The organism is Paenarthrobacter sp. JL.01a (assembly GCF_025452095.1).
GTDB lineage: Bacteria > Actinomycetota > Actinomycetes > Actinomycetales > Micrococcaceae > Arthrobacter.
In genome coordinates, this window is sequence record NZ_CP104877.1 from 1,098,082 (window position 1) to 1,116,803 (window position 18,722).

General features: G+C 64.7%; 14 protein-coding genes and 1 riboswitch. Of the genes, 5 read left to right on the top strand and 9 right to left on the bottom strand.

What is annotated here, in order from left to right:
- Positions 1-413 precede the first annotated feature (413 nt).
- Positions 414-3,245, bottom strand: a complete 2,832-nt coding sequence (locus N5P29_RS05390; protein ID WP_262277618.1) for a chitobiase/beta-hexosaminidase C-terminal domain-containing protein — start codon at positions 3,243-3,245, stop codon at positions 414-416.
- A gap of 285 nt (positions 3,246-3,530) precedes the next feature.
- Between N5P29_RS05390 and N5P29_RS05395 the strand changes: the two genes are divergently transcribed.
- Entirely contained in the window at positions 3,531-4,664 is a 1,134-nt protein-coding gene (locus tag N5P29_RS05395) for an LOG family protein (RefSeq protein ID WP_262277619.1), read from the top strand.
- 24 nt (positions 4,665-4,688) lie between these two features.
- Here the strand turns inward: N5P29_RS05395 and N5P29_RS05400 are convergent, their stop codons facing one another.
- The 3 genes from N5P29_RS05400 to N5P29_RS05410 all read right to left on the bottom strand — a co-directional run bounded on the left by N5P29_RS05400 (position 4,689) and on the right by N5P29_RS05410 (position 7,877).
- Positions 4,689-5,624 (bottom strand): matrixin family metalloprotease, encoded by a 936-nt coding sequence (locus N5P29_RS05400; protein ID WP_262277620.1) that lies wholly within the window; start codon positions 5,622-5,624, stop codon positions 4,689-4,691.
- A 118-nt stretch (positions 5,625-5,742) separates the two neighbouring features.
- The gene (locus N5P29_RS05405) at positions 5,743-6,636 is read right to left on the bottom strand and encodes a matrixin family metalloprotease (RefSeq protein WP_262277621.1); all 894 of its coding nucleotides are present in this window, start codon (positions 6,634-6,636) and stop codon (positions 5,743-5,745) included.
- Positions 6,637-6,722: 86 nt separating this feature from the next.
- On the bottom strand, positions 6,723-7,877 hold the full coding sequence (locus N5P29_RS05410) for a VIT1/CCC1 transporter family protein (RefSeq protein ID WP_262278508.1): 1,155 nt from the start codon (positions 7,875-7,877) through the stop codon (positions 6,723-6,725).
- A 264-nt stretch (positions 7,878-8,141) separates the two neighbouring features.
- On the opposite strand from N5P29_RS05410, the gene N5P29_RS05415 reads away from it, so the two are divergent.
- A complete protein-coding gene (locus tag N5P29_RS05415) occupies positions 8,142-8,333 on the top strand; it encodes a hypothetical protein (RefSeq protein WP_262277622.1) in 192 nt (63 codons plus the stop codon).
- Here N5P29_RS05415 and N5P29_RS05420 read toward each other — a convergent pair.
- A complete protein-coding gene (locus tag N5P29_RS05420; RefSeq protein WP_262277623.1) occupies positions 8,330-8,662 on the bottom strand; it encodes a hypothetical protein in 333 nt (110 codons plus the stop codon). The genes N5P29_RS05415 and N5P29_RS05420 overlap by 4 nt on opposite strands.
- 16 nt (positions 8,663-8,678) lie before the next feature.
- Positions 8,679-8,798, bottom strand: a riboswitch (SAM riboswitch).
- 121 nt (positions 8,799-8,919) lie between these two features.
- Entirely contained in the window at positions 8,920-10,455 is a 1,536-nt protein-coding gene (locus N5P29_RS05425; RefSeq protein WP_262277624.1) for a sodium:solute symporter family protein, read from the bottom strand.
- Positions 10,456-10,734: 279 nt separating this feature from the next.
- Here N5P29_RS05425 and N5P29_RS05430 point away from each other — a divergent pair, with 279 nt between their 5' ends.
- Complete coding sequence (locus N5P29_RS05430; protein ID WP_262277625.1) at positions 10,735-11,310, top strand: helix-turn-helix domain-containing protein; 576 nt, start codon at positions 10,735-10,737, stop codon at positions 11,308-11,310.
- Between the two features lie 4 nt (positions 11,311-11,314).
- On the opposite strand, the gene N5P29_RS05435 is transcribed toward N5P29_RS05430, so the two are convergent.
- A complete protein-coding gene (locus N5P29_RS05435) occupies positions 11,315-13,288 on the bottom strand; it encodes an APC family permease (protein WP_262277626.1) in 1,974 nt (657 codons plus the stop codon).
- A gap of 218 nt (positions 13,289-13,506) precedes the next feature.
- Between N5P29_RS05435 and speB the strand changes: the two genes are divergently transcribed.
- Positions 13,507-14,562, top strand: a complete 1,056-nt coding sequence (gene speB, locus N5P29_RS05440) for an agmatinase (RefSeq protein WP_262277627.1) — start codon at positions 13,507-13,509, stop codon at positions 14,560-14,562.
- A complete protein-coding gene (locus N5P29_RS05445) occupies positions 14,559-16,262 on the top strand; it encodes a thiamine pyrophosphate-binding protein (protein ID WP_262277628.1) in 1,704 nt (567 codons plus the stop codon). Before speB ends, N5P29_RS05445 begins: the two co-directional genes overlap by 4 nt.
- Positions 16,263-16,311: 49 nt before the next feature.
- Here the strand turns inward: N5P29_RS05445 and N5P29_RS05450 are convergent, their stop codons facing one another.
- On the bottom strand, positions 16,312-17,640 hold the full coding sequence (locus N5P29_RS05450; RefSeq protein ID WP_262277629.1) for an MFS transporter: 1,329 nt from the start codon (positions 17,638-17,640) through the stop codon (positions 16,312-16,314).
- 29 nt (positions 17,641-17,669) lie between these two features.
- Positions 17,670-18,698, bottom strand: coding sequence for an MBL fold metallo-hydrolase (locus N5P29_RS05455; protein WP_262277630.1), 1,029 nt, complete (start codon positions 18,696-18,698; stop codon positions 17,670-17,672).
- Positions 18,699-18,722 lie beyond the last annotated feature (24 nt).

Below are 18,722 nucleotides of genomic sequence, written 5' to 3' on the forward strand. Positions count from 1 at the left end.
GTCCCGGGTGCAACAAGCCGCCCCATCCCATCCATGAATCAAGCCTGTCACCCCCGAAGAAACCCCATAAGCCCACAACCGCCGTATGTGGACAAACCACCCTATGTGGACAACGTTGGAGCGCCGCATGCCCAGCCGCGGCCTGCTCCGGCACCCTCGAACCGCCGCCCAAGATACCAACCCAGCACTCAGCCCCATCCCAGCCCCACACCGGCGTGAGCCAAGAGCACGGAGCCGGGTACCGCCGTCGAACGCGCTTCCGGACTCCGTCGCACAGGACTCCGTCGCACAAGAACCCGTCGCGCAACCACACGCGCCCCCAACAAGCCCGCGCACAAAGCGTCCGCACATAGCTGACGCGGGCCGAAGAGTCTGGGGGAAAACTCCGACCCGCGCCAGGTTTTTGGGGTTGGCTAGCCGATCAATGCCATGGCTTGCCAACCGGTACCGAGGCTGGTGGGTGGGACGTTGCTCAGGGTCCCGCTGCCGCTGCCTGGGTAGAGCCACAGGGTGTCGCCGATCCGGCCGATCACGTCGTTCTTGCCATCGCCGTCGAGGTCCCGGGGCCCTGCGATCAATGTTCGGTTGTCCCAGCCCGCGGAGATCTGCTTCCAGGGGAGCCATCCGCGGGTTCCGTCGCCCGGGTAGAGCCAGAGGGCGCCTGTATCCGCGCGCCTGGCCAGCACATCCGTCGTACCATCTCCATTAAAGTCCCCCGTGCTCAGAATTGCATTCATAACATTCCAGCCGGTTCCGATGGTGGTTGGTGTACGAAGACCACCGCTCCCTGTGCCCTCGTAGAGTCGCAGATCCCCGCTGCTCCTCCGGGCGATGACATCCGGTATGCCGTCGCCGCTGAAGTCGCCGGGGGAGAACAGCTGGCTCATGGTGGTCCACCCGATGCTCACCTGGACCCGTGGCCCGAAGCTGCCGGCGCCGTCGCCCGGGTAGAACCACAGCACATCTCCGCCGCGGGCCAGCAGATCCGGTTTGCCGTCCTTGTTGAAGTCGCCGGGGGTGATGATGTCAGTGATCGTTGACCATGCCGGCGCCGCGAGCGCTGTCTGCCGTGGGCCGAGTCCGCCTGCGCCGTCACCTGGGTAGAGGAACAGGTTGCCGGCACTGTCGGAGGACAGGACATCTGCCTTGCCGTCACTGTTGAAGTCATGGGACGACGGCGGACCGGCTGCGGGAACCGTGTACGTCTGGGTTCCAACGGGCGAGGCGTTCCCTGCCGTATCCACTCCGATGTACTTCAGGTTCAGTTGCGTCGTCCCCATGACAATCGGGGTGGAGTACAAGATGTTCGTTGCAGATACCGTGGCAGTCGGGGTGCTGCCGTCGGTGGTGTAGTAGATGCTGGCGCCCGGCTCATCGGCGGAGAGGGTGATGGTCGCCCCGCTGGCCAGTGCCCGGCTGGTCGGACTGGCCGTCACCACAGGTGCCCTGGTGTCCGGCGGGACGGTATAGGTCTGTGTGACGACGTCCGATACGTTGCCGGCAGGATCCGTGGCGAAGAACTTGAGGGTCATCGGATCCGGGCCCGGGAACACAATGGGTGCGGAGTACACCACGCCTGCTGCCAGGGGATCACTGCCGTCCTTGGTGTACTTGATGACGGAGTTTGCCTCATTGGATGTCAACGTGATGGTGGTGCCCGGAGCGTATGGACCGCTTGTCGGGTTGGCCGTCACCACTGGCTTGGTGACGTCAGGGCCGGTGGAGTAGGTCTGGGTGACCACGGCGGAGGGGTTGTTCGCAGTATCCACAGCGAAGTACTTCAGCGTCAGCGGACCATTCACCGTGATCGGGGTGGCGTACTTGGCGCTTGCCGTGGTGGGCGTGCTTCCATCCAGCGTGTAGTAGATCGTGGCGGGTTCGTTCGCTGCCAGTGTGACCTTCTGTCCGATGTCATACGTTCCGCCTGCGGGGGTCGCTGTTACTTCCGGCGCGATGACATCGGCAGTGATGTGGGCCTCGAACTCGGACAGGCCCACATTGGTGGTGGAGGCGCTCACGGAGCTGATGTTGAAGCGGACCGAGGTGACCGTACGGGCCGGGAAGTTCACGGTGAGTCCGGAGCCGTTGTTGGGCAGGGCTCCCACAGGCACCGTGCTTCCGTCCGGGAAGGCCAGGTTGCCGCCGGTGACCTGGTCGCTGAGGACCGGCCGGTCGAACAGCGTTACTGCGTTGATGGTCCGGGCGGGGGAGAAGTTGTACTGGATCCAGCTGCCGGCTTTGCCCCCGTTGGTCACCCATTCCCGGCCAGCGTCCATGGGGGTGCCCCAGGCGTAGCCATCGCGGGCCTTTTCCGGGCTCTGTGCCGAAGCTTTCTGGGAGGACGCGCTCACCGTGGTTCCTGCTGATTTGGCGGCGTTGCCGGTCCATTCGATGGCAGTGATGTATTGCCGCTTGAGCCAGTCGCTGTAAGGAGGTGCGGGGCAGGGTGTGTCGCAGAGGTACTTGTCGAAGTCCGCGAAGCGTACAAAGGTATTGACCTTGTTGGTCAGATCAGCGCCGGTGACATTTTGGGCGTACTCGTCGATCACATAGGCGTCGTAGGCCGAGGCCGTGTGGGGACCGGTGTAGGCCCGGCTGGCCAGTTGGGCAAACTTTGCCGTGGCCCAGTGGTCGCTGTGGTCATAGGGGTTCTGGTAGCTGCCGGTCCAGTCCTGGGTGCGGAAGGTGGTGGGCCGGTAATTGGCCACCAGCTGGTTCAAGGTCGTTTGGAACTGGCTCTTGGTGAACGCTGCGGCCCCATCAACCGGGCGGATGGAGCTAAGCCTGCCGTCCCACAGCTTCAGGATGCTCTGGCCGCCGTAGCGGCTGCTCCCTGTCCCGTCGGGGAAGCCGTCCGGAAGCCGCATGAAGACAACGGAAATGTTGGGTGCCGCATTCAATGTCTGAAGCGTAAGGGGCCGCCCGGGAATGCCGGCGTCCGAGGTAGTCCAGGCGTCAGCGACGCCGGCCATTTTCGAATAGCTCGCCCGGATTCCGGCTTCAAGGCTGTTCCAATAACTTGGGCCCTCGCCGGCTTCGCCGGCTGTGGTGTAAACGGTCTGTACGCACCGTTTGGCCTGGATGTCCCGCATGAAATCAGGACTGATGAAAATCAGGTCGTCGTCCGTGTGGGCCACCACTTGCATGGCACCGCCGGTGCCAGGACAAGGCGGAACCGCCGCTGAAGCAGGCGCAGCGATACCCACCGTCAATGCGGAGAAGGCAACGGTTGAGCCCAGCAGCAAGCCAAGGATTTTCCGAGTACGAAACAGGGGGAATTGATGACGACGCCGAGCGTATTTTGGACGGTCCACAACCATTGCTCCTCGAGCAGATGTTGGGCCCCCCAGCCGGCAAATTTACGACGCCCCCCCTGACGCCATTCAGTTGGGTACTGCGGTTCCTCCAACAAATGGAAGTGAAGCAGTGATGGTTACTGTACTCCTTGGGGTAACTCCATGGCTAGGGTCCAGGCCGGACCATTCGTCGGATCCCGGCAGACGGGTGTGCGCGGCCATTACGCTGAAACCATGAACCGCACCGCAGCGTTGAACCCCAGTCCCAGAACTCTCGACGTCGAGAGCATGGTTCACTTCGATCGATTGGTTCGCGCCGGGGCCGTCTCAATGCATGGCTGGCATGCACAATCGTTGGACCTTCGGGGCTACTCCCGCCAGTTGAAAGCCATGGACCCCCAGGGTGCGATCTTCCTTGGCTGCACCTTCGACACCGGTGTGGAGGACAGCCTGCGAAGGCGCGGTGCGCTGATTTTCCCCAAGCTGCAGGGCATCCCTTTCGACCCCTACCGTGGAAGCCTTTACACCCCGGCGGAGCTCTATCCGGACATCCCGGAAACCGAGTACGAGGCCACCACCGACGCGCAGGTCTACCAGTGGAGCATCCTGCCTGGCCAGCGGCAGAGCCTCGACGCGACGCTCGCCGCAGCCCTGCACGACCACGCCATCGGCGACGCCTTGGACGAGGCACTTGACCAGGGCGCTTTCGCCGGGAGCAGGATCGTGGGGGTCATGGGCGGCCATGCTGCCCAGCGCGGTTCCAAGGAATTTGCCGACGCCGCCCGGCTGGGCAGTTTGCTCGCGAGGGCCGGCTTCGCCGTCGCCACCGGCGGAGGTCCGGGAGCCATGGAGGCGGCAAATATGGGCGCGTACTTCAGTGCAAGGCCCGACGCCGAACTGGAGGCCGCCGTCGGATCGCTCGCCGAGGTTCCGGGGTTCAGGCCCTCGGTGACGGCTTGGGCGCGGCAGGCGGCGGCCGTCGTCGAACGTTATCCCGACGGTACCCCGACGCTGGGCATCCCCACCTGGTTCTATGGGCACGAGCCACCCAACCTGTTCGCCACCCACATCGCAAAATACTTCGCCAATGCCATCCGGGAGGCGATCCTCCTTGAACTTTGCAACGGCGGGATCGTGTTCCTGCCCGGGGCCGCAGGGACTGTGCAGGAAATTTTCCAGGACGCCTGCGAGAACTACTACGGAGCGCCCGAAACCATCACGCCCATGGTCCTTGTGGGACGTGAACACTGGGAGCGGACCTTCCCGGCCTGGCCCATGCTGCAAAGCCTTGCGGCGGGCAAACCCATGGCGGAGCGGATCTTCCTGGTGGATACGGTGGACGAGGCACTCGCGGTCCTGGCGGGATGAGCGCCCGGCTGTAATCACCCCGGCCTAGAAGTCCTTGCTGCACGGTCCTGCACCGAGCTTGGCCAACCCGGTCAGGTCGCCGGCTGCATAGTGCCGGACCCAGGATGCCTGGCCGTACATGAGCTGGCGGGGATCGTCCACGTGGTCCAGCCCCACCAGATGCCCCAGTTCGTGCATGATGACAGCGACGCCGATCTCGTCCCCGTCCGGGGTGTCCACGATGCCTGCGAACTGCGGGGCATCCAATGACACCGTCCCTGTCACGTACGCCTTGTATCCGTTGCTCAGGCCGATGGAGGAACTCCCGCCCAGGCCCACGGTCTGCCCGGTCAGGCGCGGTACCTGTTCCGGTGTGCTCCACGCGATGAGCACCGGCGCCCAACGATCGCCATACCTGGCAGGCTGGTAGCCGGAACGGTTGGGGGAGGGGATCTCGGAGCTGGGCCCGTCGTAGATGAACTTCAAGCCGGTGGCATTGCTGGCCTGCTGGACGGCCTCTTCCACCAAGTCCTGCCACGAAGCAGGTGCGAGGTCCGAGTTCACCACATAATGGATGGGCCTGCAGGGTGAATAGGCCAGCGGTGTTCCGTCCGCCTTGACGGCCAGGAACTTGTACGAGCTGCTGGCCTGGAGCACTGGCGGGGGCGCCCCAAGGGGTGCATCCGCTTCTTCCCGGCCAGGCAAGGGATCATCGCGTTGTCCAAATGGCGCGAAGCCGGGGCGGGCCGGCTGGCTTTGCGTTTGTGATGACCCGTACAGAAACTGCTGCAGTTCACCGCCGAAAAAAGCACCGGCGCAGACGAGCCCCAGAATTCCGAGCAGGAACAAGATGACGGCGACGCTGCTGTGCTTGATGGGCGGGCGGGGTTCCGGTGGTTCGCGCGGACCTGGCGACGGCGGAAGGAAACGGGGCCGGGGAGGATCCGGGTCCGGCCACTTGGACGACCCATAAGGTTCCATGGAACCCCCTGACGTGGAGGCCGCGGACGAGCGGTGGGGCGCCGCCGTCGGCCGTATCCGTCAGCATAGGTCCAGCACGGTCCGGAGTCCATGGCGTCGTGTTCCCGCAGGAGGTCGGCTAGATGTCCTTGCGGCAGGGCGCGGAGGCCAGGAGGTGGAGACCGTTCAGGTCCCCAGCTGCCAGGCCGTCCGGTGCGCCGATTTCCGGGTACATGAGCTGGATTGGATCGTCCACGTGGTCCAGGCCCATGACGTGTCCCAGTTCGTGCTGCATGACGGCCAGGACGTAGTCCGCGCCCCCCTGCTCCGAGAGCAAATCGGCGATCTGCGGGGTGTCGAGTTCCAGGCTCCCTGTGACCCAACTCTTGGGACCCTTGTCCAGGGAATACATGGTGCTGCCGCCGGTGCCGATGACCTTGCCTTCCAGCGCAGGCGCTGCCTCGGGAGTGGTCCAGGAAATCAGCAGGGGAGCCCACCGGTCGCCGTAGCGGTTTGGCTGGTAGGGCTCGCGCTTGTCTGCGGGCAGTTCATCGGTAGTTCCATCACTGACGAACTGGATGCCCGAGGCCGCGGAGATGTTGGCGATCGCCGTGGCAAGCAGTGCGTCGGTTCCCTGGGGTGCGGTGGCGTTGTTCACCACGTAGTGCAGCGGCCGGCACGGCGAGTAGCCAACGGGGGTGCCGTCGTCGTTGGTCGCCAGGAACTTGTACGAATCGTTCGTCGTACCGGGCGCTGTTGGCGAGGCCAGCGGGGCGTCCGCTTCCTCAAGCCCGGGCGGCGGCGCATCCGGGACGCGCGCCGCGGTGGGCTGGGGCTTCCCGATCTGGGGGCTGCCCGGGACGTTGACGCCGGGGAACAGTGCGGTGATGCGGGGATCGCCGTTCAGGAATCCAGTGACCAGGACCGCTGCCAGCGCGGCAACCACGGCCATCAGCAGGACGCGGAGAACACGCCCTGCTGTACCCGTGCGCCGGTGCCTTGGCACATGCGTTGTTTCCCGCTCCGCGTCCACGGTTCTCCATTCCTCATGCCCTTGGTCACGCGGGGCAGCGCGGAGGACGAACCAACATTACGGTCTGGCGGCGGAGCCGTCCAAACTCAAACGATCGCGGCGCCGAACAGCAATCCGAGGCCGTAGGTGGCAGCTGCTGCTCCGAGCCCGATGGCCAGCTGCCGCAGGCCGCGGCTGAGTGGTGACGTTCCGGACAGCAATCCGACGACGGCGCCAGTGGCCAACAGCGCGACTCCCACCAGGACACCGGCCACCAGGAGGGCGGCCATGCCCGTCATGCCGAAGATGAACGGAAGGATGGGCACGATGGCGCCGGAGGCGAAGAAGCAGAAGCTGGACATCGCCGCGCCCCAGGCCGAACCCACGGATTCGTGCTCGTCGGTGACCGGTTTTTCGGGTTGGAGCGAAAGGCTGGGATCGCAGTCGCAGCTGAACAGTCCCATGCGCTCGGCTGCCCGGTGTTCGGCGGCCTCCCGGGTCATGCCACGTGCCAGGTAGACCAGGACCAGTTCGTTGTGGTCGATGTCCAACGACGGGGCTGCGGTGAGCGTCGCCTGGGTGGGGAGCGTGGCGTTGAGCAGTTCGCGTTGAGAGCGGACGGAAACGTATTCGCCGGCGCCCATGGACAGGGCGCCTGCCAGGAGTCCGGCCACGCCGCTCATGAGCACCACTGAGCTGGACACCCCGGTGGCGGCCATGCCCATCACCAGCGAGAGGTTGCTCACCAGGCCATCGTTGGCGCCGAAGACCGCAGCGCGGAAGGTGCCCGAAAGCCTGTTGCGGCCCCGGGTGGCCAAGCCGCGGACGACTTCCTCATGGATCTGCTCGTCGGCCACCATCGCCGGCGTCGCCGCGGGCTCGGTGCCGTACGGGGAGCGGCCCTCTGCACGCTGTGCCAGGGCAAGGACGAACACGGATCCAAAGTTCCGGGCCAGGAAACCCAGGAACTGGCTGCGGGCCGACGCCGCTTTGGGCATCCCGGCCTGGTCTCCGAGGAGTTTGAGCCAGTGGGCCTCATGCCGGCCCTCGGCCTCGGCCAGGGCCAGCAGGATCTGGCGTTCTTCGCCGTCACGCCGCTGGGCAAGTTCGCGGTAAACGGCGGCTTCCGCCCGCTCATCGGCCAGGTATTGCCGCCAGCGCCGGATGTCCGACGCCGACGGTGTGGCGGTGCCTTGGGTTTCCGGTGATTCGGGGGTGGGGTCCGGAGCGGGGCTCGACGAACTCTGGGATTCCTGGTGCATCTGCACTTTATCTCCTGTGCTTGGTGGGGTAGTTGCGGCCCCATTGCACGCCCCACACTACCGCTTATCGGCGGGGATTTTTGGCCGGTATTCCTTAGTTGGAATGTTCGGTGCACCGTAATTCGGGGCGTTGCGCGATCCCTTTTCCGGGCCTTGACCCATGCTTGCCCTGGTGCTCAGATGGAAGGACAGGGGCGGGTTTTTTATCAACGCGCAATTGGCCACCGGGCTCCTGCAGGCAGCCCACGGGACGGAGGTAGCAGCATGAACACCACCGAATCACATTCCAACTATCCGGAACGAACAACCATCGAGTCGGACCCGGCTTACGACTACGCCGAAGACCAGGAAGTAGACGAGCCGTGGGTGGAGGAAGTGGACGCCCCCGAGGACGACGAGCGGGTGGTTCCGATTGACGAGACCGAGGACTTCCGCGAGGAGGACGAGGAGATTTAGGCGGTTTCCCGGCTGAGAATGAAGGTACATGGCCGGCCCTCCCGCTGGCCTGCCGCGGCTACGGTGACCGTCAGCGTTCCCGAAGCCCCACACCACGTGGAGGGCCGGACCGCCCGCGCCAGCGCCTCGGCGATCTGCGCCGTTTGTGTACACAGGAAACAGAGGGTCCGGTTCCGGGTCGGTATGGTCACCGTGCCAAGGTAAAGGTCGACGGCGGGGATCACCTTGACGGTTGCGGTTGCGGCGGGGGCGCTGCGGGCGTGGCTCAGTTCGCCGTGGATCGGCTCGTTGTGGCTCGGCTGGCTGTGGCTCGGCTCGTGATACGGCACGGGGCTGCTCCTGTGGAGAGTGCTCTTGCCCGCTCGGTTGTCTCAGGTCCGGGTCGGGCCGCTTCCTCATCCGAACCACCCGTGAACATGGGGTTGGTGCATGGCCAGTCGGAGCTTGGCGCCACATCTCTTGAAGCTGGGACAACCCTACCGCACCTCCCCCCGTTGTGAGGCCCGCCCTGCGCTCTTTGGGGCGGGAACGCAAAACGGCGGCGCTGCCCCGCGAAGGGGCGGCACCGCCGTCGGATATTGCCTGCTTAGCTGTTGCTGCCTACCGGGTGTACTTCCGGCGACAGTTCCTCCGGGATGGCTCCGGCGACGCGCTTGTCCCAGGCCTCGCGGACAGCTGCGTCCGTGGGCGGGGTCAGCAGGGAGACCACGACGTAGACCACCAGCGAGGCGCCAAGGCCCCAGTAGATGGGCTCGTTCGCGTAGACGCCGTCTTCGCTGGGGATGACGCCAACTGCGTACATGATGAGCAATGCCAAGGTCAGCACGGAACCGACCGCCATGGACCACGCAGCTGCGATACCGGTGCCGCGCTTCCACACCAGGCCACCGAGGATGGCAACCAGGAGGCCGCCGACCAGAATGTCGTAGGCGATGGTCAGGGCGACCACAACATCCTGCGCGGCCATGGAAATCAGCACTGCCAGCACGCCGAGGCCCAGGACCCAGTAGCGGTTTGCCTTGACGTCGTGCTCGGGGTTCTCGGTGTCATCGGTGTTGATGGTCTTGCCGAACCAGCTGGCGACGAAAGGCACGACGTCGGCGCGAGCCACCGTTGCGGCGGCGATCAGGGCGCCGGAGGCGGTGGACATCATGGCCGCGACAGCTGCTGCCATGACCAGGCCACCGATGCCGACGGGCAGGATATGGGTAGCGACCTCTGCGTAGACGACGTCCTTGCCGAGGTTGGCTACGTCGATGTTGGGCAGTGCAACGCGGGCTGCCAGACCGATCAATGCGCCGGCGATGCCGTAGAGGATGCAGTAGACGCCTGCGGTGGCGCCGCCCCAGCGGGCAACTTTCGCGGTCTTGGCAGTGAAGACGCGCTGCCAGATGTCCTGGCCGATCAGGAGGCCCAGTGTGTAAACGACGAAGTACGTGATGATCGTTTGGGTACCGATGCCATCGATCTGGAAGAAGCTGTCCTCCAGGCGTGAACGGATGCCGTCCATTCCACCGGCAGCGTTCAAGGCGAACGGAAGCATAAGGAAGAAGATGCCGACGGTCTTGATGAGGAACTGCACCTGGTCGGCCAGGGTGATGGACCACATGCCACCGATGGTGGAGTAGACCAGCACGATGGCGCCGCCGACGGCGATTGCCAGCCAGCGTTCCCAGCCGAAGAGCACCACGAAGATGGTGGCGTAGGCGCCGGTGGAGGTGGCGCACAACATGAGGGTGTAGGCGAGCATCACGATGCCGGAGGTCTGCGTGGCTTTGCTGCCGTAGCGCAGGCTCAGCATTTGGGAGACCGTGTAGATCTTCAACCGCTGGATGGTGCCGGCGAACAGGAGGCTAAGGAGCAGGACGCCGGAGCCGATGGCGACCACGAGCCACATGCCGGAGATGCCGAACTTGTAACCGAGGCCCACGCCGCCAACGGTGGATGCGCCACCGAGGACAACCGCGGCCATGGTGCCGGTGTAAAGGAAGGGGCCCAGGCGGCGGCCGGCCACCAGGAAGTCGCTGTTGTTCTTGGTGCGGGACTTGCCCCACCAGCCGAACGCCAGCATGGCGAGCAGGTACACCACCACGATTGCGATGTTAATAGCCGAAGATTCCATGAACGGTCCTTGGAGCTGATGCACGGAGGTTGGGGTTTTCGACGATACTCCTGCAGGGCGTCGAAGTCTCCGTGCTGACGGTTGGAGATTGTGTTTGAAGCTGGGGAACGTGTTGTGTGCCTCACAGACAACACTTGTTGCCTATGAGGATATGTTGTGATCGGAGTAACAGTCAAGATCCTTTGAACATGGTTACGTCCGCAGTGGCCTTGTTTACGTGCCTCCCGGCTACTATTGCTCCAATGACAGGGCCACATGACAGGCCTGAAAGGTTCGTGAATGAAGGCTCTACCCGTTGAACCGAGCAATGTTCCCGTTGCCATCGGTTCCAGAATCCGCGCAGCCCGGCAAGCACAACGCCTCACCATTGAGCAGGTGGCTGACGCGACCGGTCTGACCAAGGGCTTCCTGAGTCGCGTGGAGCGCGACCTGACATCTCCGTCGGTGGCTTCCTTGGTGACTCTGTGCCAAGTGCTCTCGGTCTCCGTTGGCGACCTTTTCGCCGCGCCGGAGACCCATCTGACACGTCGCGACGACGGCCCCAGGATTTCCTTGGGTGGCCAAGGCATTGTGGAGCGGTTGTTGACTGCCCGCTCGGAGCGGCGCCTGCAGATCCTGCAGGCCACCATCGAGCCCCGGGGCCGGGGTGAGAACGAGCTTTACGCAGTGGACTGCGATGTTGACGTGCTCCACGTGGTCAAGGGCCGCATCAAGCTGATCCTGACCAACGAGGAGTACGAGCTCGAAGAGGGGGACACCCTCTCCTTCCCCGGCCGCGAGCCCCACACCTGGATCAACCCCACGGATGAGACCGTGGAAGTGCTCTGGGTGCTGGTGCCGGCAGCGAGCCGGTAGTCCCTTAGCCCACGTGGACCCAGGGGCGGCGGGTGATATCCGGCTCGGCTTCCCGGAGTACCTCACGGGTCACCGGGGCAATCTCACCTTCGCCGAAGAACAGGAACCTGCTCAGGTTGGAGATGGGGTTGCCCTCGGTCCAGCGGAAGTAGATGTGCGGCATGAAGCCGGTGACGTCGCGGATGTGCAGGAGCACCGCGGCCAGCGTGTTGGGCACATTGTTGCTGTGGACTTCCAGGATCTTGAATCCGTGCCGTTCCTTGCCCACTACCTGGAGCTCCTGTTCGAAGTCGGAGCTGTCGTCCACGATGATCTCGATGAAGACGGCGTCGCAGTCCACCGGGAGGTGGTTGGCCTGCTGGGCATGCTGCAGCTTCTCCCTGTACCTGTCGGCGCTGAAGCGCTTGGGTTCGTGGGCGATGATCCGGACAGGGCCGTCGGAGTTGTTGGCCGTGAATTCCAAGGCCTTGTGGTCCATCTTGATGTGCGTGGCCCGCAGTTCGAAGGCGCGTCGCATGCGGGAGACGAAACTGACCACCAGGATCGCCAGGATGAAGAGTGCGGCAATCTTCAGGCCGTCGGGCCGCTCGATGGAGTTGACCACGGTGGTGTAGATGAATACCAGCGAGATGATGCCGAAGCCGATGACCTGCCCGCGCTGCTTCTTTCGGCGTGCGGAGAGTGTCACTGCAATGGAGGCTGAGGTGATCAGGACCAGTACGCCAGTGGCATAGGCGCCGCCCTGGGCGTTGACGTCGGCCTGGAAAATGATGGTGACAATGAATGCGATCACCGTGAAAACGAGGACCAGCGGGCGAAGAGCCCGTGACCAGGCGGGCGCCATGCCGTAGCGGGGCAGGTACCTTGGGACAAGGTTCAGCAACCCGGCCATGGCGGAGGCGCCTGCGAACCAGAGGATCGCAATGGTGCTGATGTCGTAGATGGTCCCGAAGCCATCGCCGAGGAATTTGTGGGCAAGGTAGGCCAAAGCGCGGCCATCGGCCTTACCGCCGGGCTCGAATTCCGCGGCCGGAATCAGCATGACCGTGGTGAAGCTGGAGGTGATGAGGAACGAGCTCATGATGATCGCGGCGGTGGTCAGGAGCTTGTGGGCGCCCTTGATGCGGCCGGCCGGGTTCGCCTCTGTGTCTGTGGGGTGGCCCTTGATCTGCGGCATGACAGCTACGCCGGTTTCAAAGCCGGACAGGCCAAGAGCCAGGCGGGGGAACACCAGCAATGCCAGGGCGATCATCATGATGGGGTCGCCGTGGGATGTGGTCAGTGCCGTCCACCAGTCCGTGATGACCCGGGTCTCGGTGAACACGTGGCCGATGGAGACGGCGATCACCACCAGGTTCAACAGCAGGAAGGCGCCTACCAGGACGACGGCAACGTTGATGGCCTCTTTGAAGCCTCGGAGGAAGACGATGCCAAGGCCCGCGATGAGGGCCAGGGTGATGACTACGTTCTGGCCTTCAAGGAACTCGGGCGCAAACGGGTTCTCGATGAGGTGGGCCGTGGCGTCGGCTGCTGAGAGCGTGATGGTGATCATGAAGTCAGTCGCCGCGAAGCCCAGCAGGGCGAGGACAAAGAGTTTGCCGCCCCAGCGGGGGAGCAGCCGCTCCAGCATGGAGATGGAACCTTCACCGCGTGGGCTTTCCCTGGCCACACGGCGGTAAACGGGCAGCGCGCCGGCAAGTGTGGCCGTGACAAGGAGCAGCGTGGCCAAGGGGGAGAGCAGCCCTGCCGCCAGTGCCGCGATGGCCGGCTGGTAGCCCAACGTGGAGAAGTAGTCCAGGCCCGTAAGGCACATGACCTTCCACCATGCCTGCGGTTTGTGCGACTCCGAGGGCTGGCCGTGGGGGCCTTGCCGCTTGCCCGAGGTGTCCGGCATTCCCTCCAGCAGCCAGGGCTTGAGCTTGAAGGAATTCTTGGGCCGGTTGGCCGGATCGGCCGGAGGCCTCGACAGGGTGGTCACGGTGTCCTTTCGCGCAGCACGGTGCTGCTTCCGCAAGGAGCGTATGGTGGCGCCTGACGCCGGAACACCGGTTTTTATGGAATCTTTACGCCCGCTGTGAGCGGCGTCTCACCCCCTCGGTGAGATGTAAACAAGTGATGCATATTAGGCAACTTTGAGTGTATGATGGGTGTCACAGTCCCCGTTTCAAACCCACCAACCTAAGGAGTGGCGCAACTTTGGAAGAGCTCCGTATTGAGGCCAACGGCAACCTCGGCCCCATCGATTCATCCCGCATTCCGCGCTACGCCGGCGCCGCCACCTACGCCCGGCTTCCCCGTCTGGACCAGGTATCAAAGGCCGACGTCACCGTCGTCGGCGTGCCTTTCGACTCCGGTGTTTCCTACCGCCCCGGTGCCCGCTTCGGCGCCAACCACGTGCGTGAAGCGAGCCGCCTGCTCCGTCCGTACAACCCGGCCTGGGACGTCAGCCCGTTCGAGAACATCCAGGTTGCCGACGCCGGCGACATGGCCGTGAACCCGTTCAACATCAACGAGGCCATCGAGACCATCCAGCAGAACGCGCTGGACCTGACCGCCAACGGCAGCAAGCTCGTGACCCTTGGTGGTGACCACACCATCGCCCTCCCGCTGCTCCGCGCAGCCGCAGAGCGCGCCGGCGAGCCCATCGCCATGCTGCACTTCGACGCGCACCTGGACACCTGGGACACCTACTTCGGTGCCGAATACACCCACGGCACTCCGTTCCGCCGTGCTGTCGAGGAAGGCATCCTGGACACCGAGGCCATCAGCCACGTCGGAACCCGCGGTCCGCTGTACGGCAAGAAGGACCTCGACGACGACCACCGCTTCGGCTTCGGCATCGTCACTTCCGCCGACGTCTACTACCAGGGCGTCCTTGAGACGGTGGCCAAGATCCGCGACCGCATCGGCAACCGCCCGCTGTACATCTCGGTGGACATCGACGTCCTTGACCCGGCGCACGCACCCGGCACCGGTACACCCGAAGCCGGCGGCATTTCCAGCCGTGAGCTCCTCGAAATCATCCGTGGCTTCCGCGGCATGAACCTCGTTGGCGCCGACGTCGTGGAGGTCGCCCCGGCCTATGACCACGCTGAAATCACCGGCGTCGCAGGCAGCCACGTGGCCTACGAGCTGGTGACCCTCATGGCAGACAACGCCGTTGAGGGTGACCGCCACGGCGCGCCGAACGGCTATGCGCAGCAGGCCCTGGGCGCTCGCATGGAAGAACTCGCGAAAGCTACCCGGCGATGATCGACTTCGACCCGGGTACAGCAGCGCCCACCAAGGGCACCAACCAGCGCAACGGCGGGGACCTCGTCGTCGAGACCCTTGAAGCGCTCGGTGCGAAGACGGTTTTCGGTATCCCGGGCCAGCACGCTCTTGGCTTGTTTGACGCCATGGGCCGCGGGAACCTGCACTTCGTGTCCTCCCGTGTGGAGAACAACTCGGCGTTCGCCGCTGACGGGTACTCCCGTGCCACGGGCGAGGTCGGAGTGCTGTTCCTCTCCACCGGTCCCGGCGCGCTGACGTCCCTGGCTGGTCTCCAGGAGGCCTACGCCACGGGTGTTCCGATGGTGGTTGTGGCCAGCCAGATCCCGCTGGACGGCCTGGGCGCACGCCGCAAAGGCATGCTGCACCAGCTCGATGACCAGAAGGCCTCGGCGGCGAACGTCACCAAGAGCCAGCGCCTGATCCAGCACGCTTCAGGTATCCCCTCGGCCATCCAGGACGCCTGGACCGAGGCGATTTCCTCGCCGCAGGGTCCGGTCTGGATCGAAATCCCGCAGAATGTGCTGCTGGATCCGATCATGGTCCCGCCGGTCGAAGACGCCCTGGCTGAGGCTTTCGACAACCCGCCCCGGGTTGAACTGGTCCGTGAAGCGGTGAAGTGGCTCTCGACGGCGGAACGTCCCGCGATCATCGCCGGTGGCGGTACACGCCGTGGCCGGGCCGAGAAGTCGCTGCTCTCCATCGCCGAGCAGCTGCGCGCCCCGGTGATCTGCACGCCCGGCGGCAACGGTGCGTTCCCGTGGAACCACGAGCTGTCCTTGCAGTCCTGGATCGAGGACCGGTACATGACCGACGTCCTGGAGGACGCGGACGTGCTGATCGTGATCGGCTCGTCCTTGGGTGAAGTGACCTCGAACTACTTCACGTTCGAGCCCCGAGGCCGGATCATCCAGATCGACGCCGAACCCCGGGTCCTGGAGTCCAACCGACCCGGCCTGGGCATCCGTGCCGATGCCGGGCAGGCCTTGGCTGCGCTGGATGAAGCCCTCAGTGCCGCCGGCGCTGCCACCGCCACCCAACGCGACTGGCACGGCAGCAGCCCGGAGGAAGTCGTCAAGGAATCGCTGGCCAAGGTCAAGGCACGCCTGGAATCGCAGGACCTGGCCAAGGAACTGAAGTTCATGTCGGACATCCGTGAGGCTGTACCGGCTGACATGCAGACGTTCTGGGACATGACCATCTCCGCGTACTGGGGTTGGAGCTGCTGGGACGCCCGCGAGGGCCAGTTCCACTCCGCCCAGGGCGCAGGCGGCCTGGGCTACGGTTTCCCGGCCGCGATCGGCGGTGCCGTAGGCCTGGAAACAACCGGGAAGCCGAGCCGTGTGCTGGCTGTTTCCGGTGACGGTTCCTCCATGTACTCCATCTCGGAGCTCGCCACGGCCAAGCAGCACAACGTTCCGGTCACCTGGCTGATCGTGGACGACGGCGGCTACGGCATCCTGCGCGAATACATGGTTGGTGCCTTCGGCCAGGCCACGGCCACCGAACTCGCCCGCCCTGACTTCGTCAAACTGGCCGAGTCCTTCGGCGTACCGGCCCGCCGGGTGTCCCCGGAGAACGTGGGGGTCGCGCTCAAGGCGTCCTTCGAAGCTGACGGACCCAACGTCGTCGTGGTTGAAACCCTGCTGAAGATGTTCGGCCCCACGCACCTGGGCAACTAGGACACAAGGAAGCCCCCGCACAGTGTTTTGTGCGGGGGGCATCCTGCGTTTAGTCGAGGTCGCGCTTGGTGCCTTCCGGGGTTGCCTTGACTGCGACGGCCGACGCCAGCATCGCGGCGATCCAGAAGAGGGCAATCAGCCAGATGCCACCACCGGCTGCCAGGCTGAGCCCGGCCACGATCATGGGCGTGAAGCCTGCGCCGATCATCGAAGCCCCTTGATAGGCCAGCGATGCGCCCGTGTAGCGGTTACGGGTGGGGAACTGCTCGGCGACGTAGGCGGCAATCGGGCCATAGAGGAAGCCCTGCACCAGGCCGTTGCCCAGGATGATGGCTGCCGCGAAGCCCCACAGCTCCCCGTTGCTCATCAGCATCAGGATGGGGTAGACCAGCACGGCGCCAAGGACGGAGGCTCCGATGAGGACACGACGGCGGCCGATCCGGTCGCTGAGGCGGGCCGAGTAGAAGCAGATCACCAGCGTCAACAGCGCCGCGACGGCTTTGATGTTGAGCACACCGTTCTTGTCCGCGCCGCTCTCGACTGCCACGGAAACGCCCCAGACGGTGGTCATCGACTGGCAGACATAGAACGACGTGGTGGCCAGCAGCCCCAGGACCACAGCGCGGGGGTTGTTCTTCAGGACATCGAGCAACGGCACCCGGCGTTTTTCACCAGCCGCTTCCAGCCGCTGGAAGGCAGGCGTTTCAGCGACCTTCAAACGGATGACCATGCCCACCACAATGAGCAGCGCGCTGAGCAGGAAGGGCACACGCCAACCCCACACCAGGAAGTCCTTGCCGGAGATCGCGGCGAACAAGGACAGCGCGAGCGTCCCGAGGATAGCGCCGGCCGGGCCGCCGGCGTTCGCGAAGGCAGCCGCGAACCCACGGTGTTTCTTCGGGGCGTGCTCGATGGCCATGAGAGCAGCACCACCCCACTCACCACCAACAGCCACGCCCTGCACCAGGCGGAGGATCACCAGTGCCAGGGGAGCTGCCATGCCGATCTGGGCTGTGGTCGGGAGCAGGCCGATGGCCGTGGTGCCAAGGCCCATGATCAGCATGGAGAGAACCAGCATTTGCTTGCGGCCCAGGCGGTCGCCGAAGTGGCCGAAAATCAAGCCGCCCACGGGCCGGGCGATGTATCCCACGGCGAGCGTGACAAAGGACGCGAACAAGTCGAAGCCGGGGCCGAGGTTGGCGAAGAAGACCTTGTTGAACACCAGGCTTGCCGCCGTGGCGTAGAGGACAAAGTCGTAGTACTCAATGGCGCTGCCTATGAAGCTGGAGGCGAGGATGCGGCGCATGTCCTTGGTGTTCAGGGACGTTTCCGCAGTGGTGGCAGCGCCGGTGTCCGGAGCTGTGGGTGCTGAACTCATGTTCTTCCTCAGGTAGGGGTTCTGGCTCGTCAGCGCTGACGGGCGAACGGAATGGTGTCGAGGTCGTTGGGGATGGTGAACGTCCCGGAGAAGTGCTCGCCGGCTTCGTGCCAGACGGACGCGGACGCTGAACCGGGAACCAAGTGGTGCAGGGCCAGTTGCCCGACGCCGGCAACTTCGGCGAGCTTGGCGGCGTCGCGGACGCTGGTGTGCGACTTGTAGTGGTGATCGCGGGAAGCCCGGCTGGATTCGTCGGTCTTGTCCGCGTACAGGGATTCCACCCAAGCGAAGTCGATGGCCTCATGGAGCAGCAGATCCGTGTCCTGGGCCAGGGTGATCATGTTTTGCGTGTAGGCGGTGTCGCCGGAAATCGTAACGGAGCCCTCTGCGGTGTCGAAGCGGAAGGCGAACGCGGGAGCTACGGGCGGATGCTCCACCAGGATTGCCGTGACAGTGACCAGTTCGTCCCGGTACACCTCGAACGGTTCCATATTCGGCGTCGGGTTGTTGTTGGGGTGGTATCCGCTTTCGGCGGGAACTTCGATGTCTTCGGCATGGAAGATGTCCAAGGGGCTCGGGCGGAGGCTGTCCAGGATGCGGTCGTTGAGGTCGGTGGCGTGGGCCTTCATGAGTTGTTCGAACATTTGGCGGGTGCCCGGTGTCGGATTCTCCGGCGCCAGCGGTTGGGGAGCGACGACGGCGCGTGGCGACACTGCGGGAAGCTCACCGCGGTTGCCCGGTCCAATGATCTTCACGGGATTCTCCGTGCGGTGGGTCAGTGCATAGAGGCCGAAGATGCCCAATCCGGCGAGGTCGTACACGTGGTCCGAGTGCAAGTGGGTGATGAAAAGGGCCCGCAGGTCCTTGAGTTCCAGGCCGGACTGGCTGAGCCTGCGCCCTGCTCCCTGGCCGAAGTCGACGAGGTAGAACGCTTCTCCCACCACCACGGCCGTGGCAATGCCGGTGCGCTCGCCGGAGTCGGCCGCCGCCCACCAGCGCGGACCACCAGCGGTTCCGAGGGTGATGATGTGCGGCTTCAGCGATGACGACGGCGTCATGGTTCTCCTTGGTTGAGGGGCTTT

Bases quoted from the DNA above. Each gene is read 5' to 3' on its own strand.
- N5P29_RS05415 (WP_262277622.1), top strand. From the start codon at position 8,142: ATGAACACCACCGAATCACATTCCAACTATCCGGAACGAACAACCATC.
- N5P29_RS05395 (WP_262277619.1), top strand. From the start codon at position 3,531: ATGAACCGCACCGCAGCGTTGAACCCCAGTCCCAGAACTCTCGACGTC.
- N5P29_RS05410 (WP_262278508.1), bottom strand. From the start codon at position 7,877: ATGCACCAGGAATCCCAGAGTTCGTCGAGCCCCGCTCCGGACCCCACC.
- N5P29_RS05455 (WP_262277630.1), bottom strand. From the start codon at position 18,698: ATGACGCCGTCGTCATCGCTGAAGCCGCACATCATCACCCTCGGAACC.
- N5P29_RS05400 (WP_262277620.1), bottom strand. From the start codon at position 5,624: ATGGAACCTTATGGGTCGTCCAAGTGGCCGGACCCGGATCCTCCCCGG.
- N5P29_RS05445 (WP_262277628.1), top strand. From the start codon at position 14,559: ATGATCGACTTCGACCCGGGTACAGCAGCGCCCACCAAGGGCACCAAC.
- N5P29_RS05425 (WP_262277624.1), bottom strand. From the start codon at position 10,455: ATGGAATCTTCGGCTATTAACATCGCAATCGTGGTGGTGTACCTGCTC.
- N5P29_RS05450 (WP_262277629.1), bottom strand. From the start codon at position 17,640: ATGAGTTCAGCACCCACAGCTCCGGACACCGGCGCTGCCACCACTGCG.
- N5P29_RS05430 (WP_262277625.1), top strand. From the start codon at position 10,735: ATGAAGGCTCTACCCGTTGAACCGAGCAATGTTCCCGTTGCCATCGGT.